The 11,384-nt window shown below is 55.4% G+C and carries 10 protein-coding genes; 3 read left to right on the forward strand and 7 right to left on the reverse strand.

Annotation, left to right across the window (positions count from 1 at the left end; all coding sequences use genetic code 11):
* Window position 1 precedes the first annotated feature (1 nt).
* Window positions 2-979, forward strand: coding sequence for a GGDEF domain-containing protein (locus tag ACFX4U_RS07925; RefSeq protein WP_305734702.1), 978 nt, complete (start codon window positions 2-4; stop codon window positions 977-979).
* Window positions 980-1,029: 50 nt separating this feature from the next.
* Here the strand turns inward: ACFX4U_RS07925 and glyS are convergent, their stop codons facing one another.
* From glyS to ACFX4U_RS07940, 3 genes are all read right to left on the reverse strand, one after another.
* Window positions 1,030-3,099 carry a glycine--tRNA ligase subunit beta gene (gene glyS / locus ACFX4U_RS07930; RefSeq protein WP_200551228.1) on the reverse strand — a complete coding sequence of 690 codons (2,070 nt, stop codon included), beginning with the start codon at window positions 3,097-3,099 and terminating at the stop codon, window positions 1,030-1,032.
* A 9-nt stretch (window positions 3,100-3,108) separates the two neighbouring features.
* Window positions 3,109-4,020: a glycine--tRNA ligase subunit alpha gene (gene glyQ, locus ACFX4U_RS07935; protein WP_017458223.1), complete on the reverse strand. Its 912-nt coding sequence runs from the start codon at window positions 4,018-4,020 to the stop codon at window positions 3,109-3,111.
* A gap of 136 nt (window positions 4,021-4,156) precedes the next feature.
* A complete protein-coding gene (locus ACFX4U_RS07940; RefSeq protein ID WP_175273629.1) occupies window positions 4,157-4,456 on the reverse strand; it encodes a YsaB family lipoprotein in 300 nt (99 codons plus the stop codon).
* A gap of 172 nt (window positions 4,457-4,628) precedes the next feature.
* Here ACFX4U_RS07940 and ACFX4U_RS07945 point away from each other — a divergent pair, with 172 nt between their 5' ends.
* Entirely contained in the window at window positions 4,629-5,624 is a 996-nt protein-coding gene (locus tag ACFX4U_RS07945) for an acyltransferase (RefSeq protein ID WP_200551227.1), read from the forward strand.
* Here the strand turns inward: ACFX4U_RS07945 and ACFX4U_RS07950 are convergent.
* The 4 genes from ACFX4U_RS07950 to xylA all read right to left on the reverse strand — a co-directional run bounded on the left by ACFX4U_RS07950 (window position 5,617) and on the right by xylA (window position 10,029).
* On the reverse strand, window positions 5,617-6,537 hold the full coding sequence (locus tag ACFX4U_RS07950; protein ID WP_313509447.1) for a helix-turn-helix domain-containing protein: 921 nt from the start codon (window positions 6,535-6,537) through the stop codon (window positions 5,617-5,619). The two genes, ACFX4U_RS07945 and ACFX4U_RS07950, sit on opposite strands and share 8 nt — an antisense overlap.
* Window positions 6,537-7,073, reverse strand: coding sequence for an isochorismatase family protein (locus ACFX4U_RS07955; RefSeq protein WP_313509449.1), 537 nt, complete (start codon window positions 7,071-7,073; stop codon window positions 6,537-6,539). Before ACFX4U_RS07955 ends, ACFX4U_RS07950 begins: the two co-directional genes overlap by 1 nt.
* 129 nt (window positions 7,074-7,202) lie before the next feature.
* Window positions 7,203-8,657 carry a xylulokinase gene (gene xylB, locus ACFX4U_RS07960; RefSeq protein ID WP_313509451.1) on the reverse strand — a complete coding sequence of 485 codons (1,455 nt, stop codon included), beginning with the start codon at window positions 8,655-8,657 and terminating at the stop codon, window positions 7,203-7,205.
* A gap of 49 nt (window positions 8,658-8,706) precedes the next feature.
* Entirely contained in the window at window positions 8,707-10,029 is a 1,323-nt protein-coding gene (gene xylA, locus ACFX4U_RS07965) for a xylose isomerase (RefSeq protein ID WP_017458217.1), read from the reverse strand.
* A gap of 350 nt (window positions 10,030-10,379) precedes the next feature.
* Here xylA and xylF point away from each other — a divergent pair, with 350 nt between their 5' ends.
* A complete protein-coding gene (gene xylF / locus ACFX4U_RS07970) occupies window positions 10,380-11,372 on the forward strand; it encodes a D-xylose ABC transporter substrate-binding protein (RefSeq protein WP_020455712.1) in 993 nt (330 codons plus the stop codon).
* The last annotated feature ends 12 nt before the right edge of the window (window positions 11,373-11,384 follow it).

Genomic DNA, 11,384 nt, shown 5'->3' on the forward strand with positions numbered 1-11,384 from the left:
AATGAAAGATAAGTTGTTGTTTGATGCCTTTTCATCCTTAAGCCTCGGTGTGATCATTGTTGATGCACACTACCGTATTGCCCTGTGGAACGCGTGGTTAGAAACGCACACCGGGCGTGCGGCCTGCGATACGGTTGGCGAGGATTTTTTTAGCGTATTCCCCGACCTGGCATATCACCGTGTCGGCGATGCGATTCGTCAGGCTATTGGCCACAATTTATCTGCCCTGCTTTCGCAATCTTTGCACCGTTCACCCTTCCCGCTCTACGCCGAACCTTCACGCCCTGGCGCGCGCCTGAGCCAGGCGGTCACCATTGTGCCGTTAGGCGATGCGGAACGTTATTGCCTGATTCAGATAGTCGATGTTACCGCCGCCGTGCGCCGCGAATCCCTACTGCGTGACCAGGCGCATGAGCTGCTGTCACAATCGCTGTCAGATGGGCTGACCGGTGTGGGTAACCGCCGTTATTTCGACCTTTGCATTGAGCGTGAATGGCGCGCCAGCAAGCGCAATAACAAGCCGCTCTCGCTGCTGCTGATTGATGTGGATTACTTCAAACTTTATAACGACTGCAATGGTCACCAGCGCGGCGATGAGTGCTTGCAGCAAATCGCCACCGCGATGCGCGGCGCGCTGAAAAACCCTGCCGATGTCCTGTTCCGTTACGGCGGAGAGGAGTTTTGCGCCCTGTTACCTGAAACCCGCTGTGCCGATGCCGTTGAACTCGCCGAGACACTCCGCACCAGCGTACAACTGCTGGATTTACCCCACGCCAGTTCCCCCGGTGGAATCGTCAGCGTCAGTATTGGCGTCGCCAGTCTTTGCCAGAAAAGCCACACCGAGTACGGGCAGCTTATCCAGAGCGCTGATAATGCGTTGTATGAAGCCAAGCGCGCAGGCCGTAACAACGTTCGCGTCAACGCCACGTTTACGCAGTTCGTCCCTTATCCCGGCGAGCAAAACACGCCGCAGCCCTGACGCCAGACATAAAAAAACCCGCCGCAGCGGGTTTTTTATTGCCATGACGATTACTGCAGCAGAGAGATATCCGCCACCTGCAGGAACAGTTCACGCAGTTTAGACAGCAATGTCAGACGGTTGATACGCACGTCTTTGTCGTCGGCATTCACCATCACGTTCTCAAAAAACTCATCCACCGGCTCGCGCAGCTGCGCCAGTTCGATTAATGCGTCCTGGTAACGACCTTCGGCAAAGTACGGCTGCAGTTTATCGCGCAGCACCACCAGGTTACCCGCCAGCTTGATTTCCGCCGCTTCTTTCAGCACCGAGGCGTGAACGATATCGTTCAGCGTCTCGTCGGATTTCGCCAGGATATTGGAAACGCGCTTGTTCGCTGCCGCCAGCGCCGCCGCTTCGTCGAGCGTACGGAAGTGCGAAACCGCCTTCATACGCGCATCGAAATCTGCCGGTTTGGTCGGACGACGCGCCAGCACCGCCTGGATGGTATCCACGCTGTAACCTTCGTCCTGATACCAGGCACGGAAACGACCCAGCATAAAGTCGATCACATCATCGACCACTTTCGCGTTGGTCAGCTTGTCGCCGTACAGACGCACCGCTTCTTCAGTCAGGGTTTGCAGATCCAGCGCCAGGTTTTTCTCAACGATAATACGCAGCACGCCCAGCGCCGCGCGGCGCAGTGCGAACGGGTCTTTATCGCCTTTCGGATGCTGGCCGATACCGAAGATGCCCGCGAGGGTGTCCATCTTATCGGCAATCGCCAGTGCGCAGGCAATCGGGTTCGACGGCAGTTCATCTCCGGCAAAACGCGGCTGGTACTGCTCGTTCAGCGCCACCGCAACGTCTTCTGCTTCGCCGTCGTGACGCGCATAGTGCATGCCCATCACGCCCTGGGTGTCGGTGAATTCGAACACCATGTTGGTCATCAGGTCGCATTTGGAGAGCAGGCCCGCGCGCGTGGCGTGATTTACATCCGCGCCAATCTGCCCGGCAATCCAGCCTGCCAGCGCCTGAATACGATCGGTCTTGTCGCGCAGCGTACCCAACTGTTGCTGGAACAGCACGGTTTGCAGACGCGGCAGATGATCTTCGAGACGTTTTTTGCGGTCGGTATTGAAGAAGAACTCAGCATCCGCCAGACGCGGGCGCACCACTTTTTCGTTACCGGAGATAATCTGCTGCGGATCTTTCGATTCGATGTTAGCGACGAAGATAAAGTTCGGCAGCAGTTTGCCGTCATTGCCGTACACCGGGAAGTACTTCTGGTCACCTTTCATGGTGTAAACCAGCGCTTCCGCCGGAACAGCGAGGAATTTTTCTTCGAACTTCGCGGTCAGCACCACCGGCCATTCCACCAGCGACGTCACTTCTTCCAGCAGGCTGTCGCTCAGATCGGCATTGCCGCCAATCTTGCGCGCCGCTTCTTCAGCATCCGCTTTGATTTTCGCTTTACGCGCGTCGTAATCGGCAATCACTTTGCCGCGCTCCAGCAGGATTTGTGGGTACTGATCGGCGTTATCGATGGTGAACTCCGGCTCGCCCATAAAGCGGTGGCCGCGAATCACGCGATCGGACGCAATACCCAGAATGGTTGCCGGAATCACGGTGTCGCCCAGCAGCAGCGTGACGGTGTGAACCGGACGGACAAAAGTCACGTCCGACGCGCCCCAGCGCATCAGTTTCGGGATCGGCAGTTTGCCAAGCGAGTTAGCAATCATGTTCGGCAGCAGCGTTTCCACGCTTTCGCCTTTGACATGCGCACGATAGAGCAGCCATTCACCTTTGTCGGTGGTCAGACGCTCGGCCTGATCGACGGTGATGCCGCAACCGCGCGCCCAACCTTCAGCCGCTTTGCTCGGTTTGCCTTCAGCATCAAACGCCTGGGCAATCGCCGGGCCGCGTTTTTCAACTTCGCGATCCGGTTGGGAAGCCGCCAGTTTCGCGACTTTTACCGCCAGACGGCGCGGCGCAGCAAACCACTGCACGTCGCCGTGGGTGACACCCGCCGCATCCAGTTCAGCGGTAACGTTGGCAGCGAAGGACTCGGCCAGGCTGCGCAGGGCTTTTGGTGGCAGCTCTTCGGTGCCGATTTCCACCAGGAAAGTTTTCTCAGACATGGCCGCCTCTTATTTATTTCTGTTACACATCGGGAAGCCAAGGGCTTCACGGGAAGCGTAATACGCTTCAGCCACTGCTTTGGTCAGCGTGCGGATGCGCAGAATATAGCGCTGACGTTCCGTCACGGAGATGGCTTTACGCGCATCCAGCAGGTTGAAGCTATGGGCGGCCTTCAGAATGCGCTCGTAGGCAGGCAGCGGCAGCGGGTTTTCCAGCGCCAGCAGCTGCTGAGCTTCTTTTTCATACTGCTCGAAGCAGCTGAACAGGAAGTCGACATCCGCGTATTCGAAGTTGTAGGTGGATTGCTCCACTTCGTTTTGATGGAACACGTCGCCGTAAGTGGTTTTACCCAGCGGGCCGTCGCTCCAGACCAGGTCGTAAACGCTGTCCACGCCCTGAATGTACATCGCCAGACGTTCCAGACCGTAGGTGATTTCACCGGTAACCGGTTTACACTCCAGACCGCCAACTTGCTGGAAGTAGGTAAACTGCGTCACTTCCATGCCGTTCAGCCACACTTCCCAGCCAAGACCCCAGGCACCCAGCGTCGGGTTTTCCCAGTTGTCTTCCACGAAACGAATATCGTGAATGGTCGGATCCATACCCAGCTCTTTCAGTGACCCGAGGTACAGCTCCTGAATGTTATCCGGAGACGGCTTAATCACCACCTGGAACTGATAATAGTGCTGTAAACGGTTCGGGTTTTCGCCATAGCGCCCATCGGTCGGACGGCGGGAAGGTTGCACATACGCGGTTGCCATCGGTTCTGGCCCCAGCGCGCGCAGGCTGGTCATCGGGTGCGATGTACCAGCGCCCACTTCCATGTCCAGAGGTTGAACAATGGTACAGCCCTGACGAGCCCAATAATCCTGTAAGGTCAGGATCAGACCCTGAAAGGTCCTGGTATCAAACTTTTGCATATTCTTTCGTGCTGGATACGTGTGGATTTAAAGGAAGCGCCCAGTATACCCGCTGGCTGCAAGATATACAGTACGAAACGGGTTTGTTTAAGGAAAATTGGGGAAAGCACGCGCCGCCGGCCGGGAATCTGGCGGTTTAGCGCATCGAAAGGTGCAAAAATTGGCCTTCCGCATCAAAAGTGCAGACAAAGGCTTCCCGGCGCGGCGTCATACCTCGCATTTCATAGCTGCCCTGAAATTGCTCAAAGCCAGTGACATCAATTTGTTGTACGCCGGTGTTGTAACGGCGTGCGGCGTTTTGTCTGCATAAATTTTCCATATCCAGCGAATGTTCGGGGCCGGGTCTGGCTTTTTGCGCTTGCTGCGCGGGAATATCTGCAGAGGCGCTGCAACCTGCTAATAGCAGCACCAGCGCGGGGGCAATACACTTCATCATTTTTATCACTGCCTGCTCGTGGGCTGTTATTTTTAAAGGCGGGGGACGCAAATTTTGCAAATCTGCGCAAAACGCACAAGCAAGAGCGGTAAAACTCAGAATTATCTAATGAGACAGGTAGATAATCTTACAGTCTGAGGGAGTTGTCTTTAACGTGAAAACAGAGGAACTGATGCAGTCGAAAATTTACTGGATAGATAATCTGCGAGGGATAGCCTGTTTAATGGTAGTGATGATCCATACCACCACCTGGTACATCACCAATCCTGCCAGCATTACCACTTTCGACTGGAATATCGCCAACATCCTCAACTCCGCTTCCCGCGTTAGCGTGCCGCTGTTTTTTATGATTTCCGGCTACCTCTTTTTTGGTGAACGCAGCGCACAGCCGCGCCACTTCTTGCGCATTGCGCTTTGTCTGGTGTTCTACAGCCTTATCGCCCTGCTCTATATCGTGCTGTTCACCTCAATTAACAGCGAGCTGTCGTTGAAAAATCTGCTGCAAAAACCGGTGTTCTATCACCTGTGGTTTTTCTTCGCCATTATCGTCATTTACCTGGTATCGCCGCTGATTCAGGTGAAAGCGCTCAGCAGCAAAATGTTGCTGGCATTAGTGGTGGTGATTGGCATTGTGGCCAACCCGAATACGGTGCCGCAGAAAATCGGCGGTTTTGAGTGGCTGCCGGTCAATCTTTATATTGGCGGGGATACGTTTTACTACATTCTGTACGGCATGCTGGGGCGCGCTATTGGCATGATGGAGACGCAAAAACGGGCATTAAGCTGGGCCTGTGCCGCCCTGTTTTTAGCCGCGGTATTGGTGATTTCACGCGGTACGCTCAATGAGCTGAAATGGCGCGGCAATTTCGCCGATACTTGGTATCTCTACTGCGGGCCGATGGTCTTTCTGTGCGCCATTGCGCTGTTTACGCTCATCAAAAACACGCTGAATAGCCGCACGCTGCCGGGGCTGACGCTGATTTCTCACCATTCGCTGGGTATTTACGGTTTTCACGCGCTGATTATTCACGCCCTGCGCACGCGCGGCGTTGAAATCCACGCGTCACCGCTGCTCGATATCGTCTGGATTTTCACCGCCACGCTGCTGGCAAGCCTGGCGCTGTCGATGCTGGTGCAACGCCTCGACAAACGCCGTTTCGTCAGTTAATCGCCCGTTGGCGCGCCCGCTGTAGCTGGCGCGGTGAGGAGAACCCCGCAGCAAGCGCGGCCTGCTCGGTGCCGCGCCCTTGCAGCAGATACTGTTCGGCAATCACCAGCCGCAACTGCTCCAGATAATCACGCACGCTGATCCCGAGATGTTGCTGGAACAGACGCGTTAAATGTCGAGGGCTGACGTGCGCCCGCTCGGCAATGTCGCTCAGTTGCCAGGCTTTTTGCGGCTCCGCCGTCAGCGCATCTTGTGCGCGATGCACCGCCGGATGCAGGTGGTTACGGTAGCGCAGCCACGGTGAAATTTGCGGATCTTCCCCGGAACGACGGAACCAGACCACCATCTCCCGCGCGACCGACAGCGCCGTCTCTGGTCCGCAAAAGCGGTTAATCAGATGCAGCGCCAGATCGATACCGGAGGTGATGCCCGCACTGGTCCAGATGCTGCGATCCTCAATGAAAATACGGTTCTCTTTGACCAGCGCCGCAGGTGCCACCGCGCGTAAACGGGCAATGACATCATGGTGAGTGGTGCACTGAATGCCGTTCATCAGACCGGCTTTCGCCGCCAGCACCGCACCGGAACAGACGCACATCAACGTAATGCTCTGGCTGTGGATCAACGGTTGCAGGCGCATCAGCCAGTGCCGCACCGCGTTCGCCTGAGGCGTATCAAATAACCGTGAGGAATCGGATACGCCAGGCAGCACCAGCAGGCTGCCTTCCGGCAAGGTGTCCGGTAACGGTGCAATGTTGCCCATCGTCAGGCCAATCGAAGTCGACACATTGGCTTCCGGCCCAACGTAATGCAGGCGAAAGGCGTTGCCTGCCAGCGCGAAGGTTTCCGCCGGGCCGGTCATATCCAGCGCCAGAACGCCGGGCAACATCACAAACCAGACATCTGTGGTCATTACAGTTCCAGAATTTCGTGGACGGTTTTAATGGCAGCGAAGCGGCCTTCCAGCACGGTTTCGGTGCGGTGGCGCAACGCGTTGCAATCCAGCGTAACCCCTTTATGCGTCATCGGGAAGGTCAGTGTCGCTTCGCTGACAAAGGTCACGCGATACCCCAGATCCGATGCGACGCGGGCGGTGGTTTCACAGCACTGCTCGGTGCGAATACCGCAAATAATCAGGTGGTTGATGTCGCGGCTGCGCAGCCAGTGATCGAGCCCGGTATCGGTAAACGCATTATGTACATGCTTATAAAACGTTACGGCGGCGCGGTGTTGCAGGAAGGGCATCGGCGCGACAAAACCACTCTCCAGCGAAAACGGCCCGCTGTCGGCGACATGAAAGATATCGACAACCGGTACGCCGCGTGCTTCACAGCCAGCGATAAGCGTGGAAATGGCCTGCTGAAACGCGGCGAAATCTGTTTCTTGCCAGTAGTCACGATGGAAAAAAGATTGCTGTGTGTCGATGTTAATCAGCGCGGTGCGGGACATTTCAGGACTCCTTGCTCAGTGAGGTTAACGCTATTGTGGCAAGGAGTTTTGCGCCTGCTAAGACCAAAAAAGGACAACATCAGGGTGATTCCAGCCCACCTGAACAGCGGGCCGGATAAGCAGGAAAAATCAGGACATCAACGGCAGTAGCTGCTGATAGATACGGCGGAACGTTTCGCGGCGTGGCGCGTAATGGGCATGTCGGGCAGCATCCGGCGCGTGTTGTTGTTCAACCGGCAGTTGCGGCAGCAGCGTCGCCAAAGGCGTTTGCGGATTGACGGCAATTTGTGCCAGCCGCGCCGCGCCCAGCGCCGGCCCGACATCGCCACCGGTGCGGTAATCAAGCTGCAATCCGCTGATATCCGCCAGCATTTGCCGCCACCATGCGCTACGCGCACCACCACCGATAAGTGTAATGCTCTGCGGCGTGACGCCACAGGCGTGGACGACATCCATACCCTCCGCCAGCGCGAAACCGACCCCTTCCAGCACGGCGCGGGCAAGTTCTTCACGGCCATGCTGATGCGTCAGACCAAAGAACACGCCTTTCGCCTGCGGGTTGTTATGCGGCGTACGCTCGCCGGAAAGGTAGGGTAAAAACCACAGATCCCCGGCGTTATCGTCCGCCTGTTGCGCGGCGTTAATCAATGCCGGAACCGACTCCAGCCCCGTTAGCTTCGCCGCCCATTCCAGGCACGACGCCGCGCTAAGCATTACCGACATCAAATGCCAGCGGCCAGGCAGTGCGTGACAAAAACTGTGTACCGCGCTTTCGGGTTTACTGAGGAACCCTTCGCTGACGGCAAAATAGACCCCGGATGTGCCCAGCGACAGCATCGCCTGGCCTGCGTCTGCCATACCGACGCCGACAGCACCGGCGGCGTTATCTCCGCCGCCCGCGACAACCGGAACGACGGGCATCGCCCAGCGCCGGGCGATCTCGGGCAGCAATTCACCGGTGATTTCGCTGCCTTCAAACAGCGCAGGCATATGCGCACGTGAAAGCGAGCAGGCAGCCAGCATGTCATCACTCCAGTCGCGTTTCGCCACATCCAGCCACATGGTTCCCGCCGCGTCGGACATGTCGCTGGCGAATACGCCAGACATTTTCAGGCGCAGAAAATCTTTGGGCAGCAAGACCTTCGCCACACGAGCAAATATTTCTGGTTCGTGACGCTGCACCCACAGCAGTTTCGGCGCGGTAAAACCGGGCATCATCAGGTTGCCGGTAATCGCACGGGAATTGTTGACCTTCTCTTCCAGCAGCGCGCACTCTTCGCCGCAGCGACCGTCATTCCACAGAATAGCCGGGCGCAACACCTGGTTATCTTTATCAAGCAGCGTCGCGCCGTGCATCTGCCCGGCGAGACCCATGGCTTTCACCTGCTGTAACGAGTGCGCCTCGCCCAATGCCAGAATGGCGCGGTCTGTCGCCTGCCACCACGCTTCGGGATCTTGCTCCGACCACAGCGGGTGCGGTCGCGACACGCTGAGTTTTTCCGTATGCGAGGCCAACACCTCGCCCTGCTCACCGAGCAGAATCACCTTCACGCCAGAGGTGCCAAGATCGATCCCGATATACATAGTGACCACTCCTTTTTAGTGCGCCGCGTTATCGGCGGCGCAGAACGGTTTACTTATCAAACAGGTAGTAGTTAACCAGATTTTCCAGTTGCTCCTGGTGACCGCTCTGGTGGCGCGGCGCGATGTTCTGCTGTTCAGCGTACTTCGCCAGCTCTGCGAGGCTAAGCTGCCCCTGCAAAATTTGCTGGCCCAGCTCACCATTCCAGCCCGCATAGCGTTTCGCCACGCGTTTATCCAGCTCGCCCTCTTCCACCATGCGAGCCGCCACTTTCAGCGCCAGCGCCATGGTGTCCATCGCACCAATATGACCATAGAAGAGATCGTATTTATCAGTGCTTTGACGGCGCACTTTGGCGTCAAAGTTCAGGCCGCCAGTGGTGAAACCGCCCGCTTTGAGGATTTCATACATCACCAGCGCGTTCTCTTCGACGCTGTTCGGGAACTGGTCGGTATCCCAGCCGAGCTGCGGGTCACCGCGGTTCGCATCCACCGAACCAAACAGCCCCAGCGCGATGGCCGTGGCGATTTCATGATGGAAAGAGTGACCAGCAAGCGTGGCGTGGTTGGCTTCGATGTTCAGTTTAATCTCTTTCTCCAGACCAAACTGTTTCAGGAAGCCATAAACGGTGGCGGCGTCATAATCGTACTGGTGCTTGGTCGGCTCCTGCGGTTTCGGTTCGATAAGCAACGTGCCGCGAAAACCGATTTTGTGTTTGTGCTCAACCACCATATTCATGAAGCGGCCAATCTGTTCACGCTCCTGGCGCAGATCGGTATTGAGCAGGGTTTCATAGCCCTCGCGACCGCCCCACAGCACATAGTTTTCACCACCAAGTTTGTGAGTGGCGTTCATGGCGGTCACCACCTGCGTCGCCGCCCAGCTGAACACTTCCGGGTCCGGGTTGGTCGCCGCGCCCGCACCATAGCGCGGGTTGGTAAAGCAGTTCGCCGTGCCCCATAACAGCTTCACGCCGCTCTGCTGCTGTTTTTCCGCCAGCACGTCCACCATCTGCGCAAAATTGTTCAGATACTCTTTCAGCGATGCGCCTTCTGGCGAAACGTCCACATCGTGGAAGCAGTAATAGGGCACATTGAGTTTATGAAAAAACTCAAACGCGACATCGGCTTTACGCTTCGCCATCGCGATGGCTTCGCCAGGCTGTTGCCATGGGCGATCGAAGGAGCCCACACCAAACATATCTGCGCCGTTCCAGCAGAAGGTGTGCCAGTAGCAGGCAGCAAAACGCAGGTGATCTTCCATGCGCTTACCGAGCACTAGCTCATCCGGATTGTAATGACGAAACGCTAAAGGATTCGTGGTTTTTGGACCTTCAAAACGAACCCGATCCAGCTGGTCGAAATAAGCTTGCATAATGAGCTCCATTGGCGAGTGTACAAATCTGACGTTAATACTGGATTCTCTCTCTGACTCGCTCAATTACGTTATTTCACACTGCTATTAAGAGAATGCACAAACGTGCGCTGGCTCGCAAAATAATGCTATCTGCCGCTGCGAGGTGCCTTCCTATTTTTTATGCAAAATCGGTTTTGCTTTTTTTAAAATAAGATCGCGGTCATAAATCAGCAAATAAACCAAAAAACGTAACGCCCGGATAAAAATCTGTAATTGCCAGCGAGGAATTCTGCGTTAAGAATTTGCTCGTCTATAGCAGTGCATGTTTCTTTTATCTCGCCCTTCACCCTACAAAAGGTATTACTATTATGAAGATAAAGAACCTTTGCCTTACACTCTGCGCCTCCCTGCTGCTGGCAAGCGCTTTCGGCCATGCCAAAGAGGTGAAAATCGGCATGGCGATTGACGATTTGCGCCTTGAACGTTGGCAAAAAGACCGCGATATTTTTGTGAAAAAAGCCGAGTCGCTCGGCGCTAATGTGTTTGTTCAATCCGCCAACGGAAATGAAGAAACGCAGATGTCGCAAATTGAAAATATGATCAATCGTGGCGTCGATGTGCTGGTTATTATTCCTTACAACGGCCAGGTATTAAGTAACGTAATAAAAGAAGCCAAACAAGAAGGAATTAAAGTCTTGGCTTATGACCGCATGATTAATAATGCCGATATCGATTTCTATATCTCTTTCGATAATGAAAAAGTCGGGGAATTACAGGCGCAAAGCCTGGTAAGCAAAGTCCCACAGGGAAATTATTTTTTAATGGGTGGATCGCCGGTTGATAATAACGCCAAGTTATTCCGTGCCGGTCAAATGAAAGTATTAAAACCCTATATCGATAGTGGGAAAATTAAAATTGTCGGCGATCAATGGGTCGATGGCTGGTTACCGGAAAACGCGCTGAAGATTATGGAAAACGCCCTCACCGCAAACAATAACAAAATTGATGCGGTGGTTGCTTCCAACGATGCGACCGCTGGCGGCGCAATTCAGGCGCTGAGTGCCCAGGGACTGGCCGGAAAAGTGGCGATTTCGGGACAGGATGCCGACCTCGCAGGCGTGAAACGGTTGATTAACGGCAGCCAGACCATGACGGTCTATAAGCCAATCACCCAACTGGCGAATACGGCGGCGGAAATCGCCGTCGAACTGGGTAACGGCAAAACGCCAAAAGCGGACGCTTCACTGAATAACGGCCTGAAAGATGTCCCTGCCCGCCTGTTGACGCCAATTGAAGTCACCAAAGACAACATCGACGCTACTGTCATCAAAGACGGCTTCCATCAGAAAAACCAGCTCTAAAACCGTCGGCGC

The sequence above is a fragment of the Kosakonia sp. YIM B13588 genome (genome assembly GCF_042788165.1).
GTDB lineage: Bacteria > Pseudomonadota > Gammaproteobacteria > Enterobacterales > Enterobacteriaceae > Kosakonia > Kosakonia sacchari.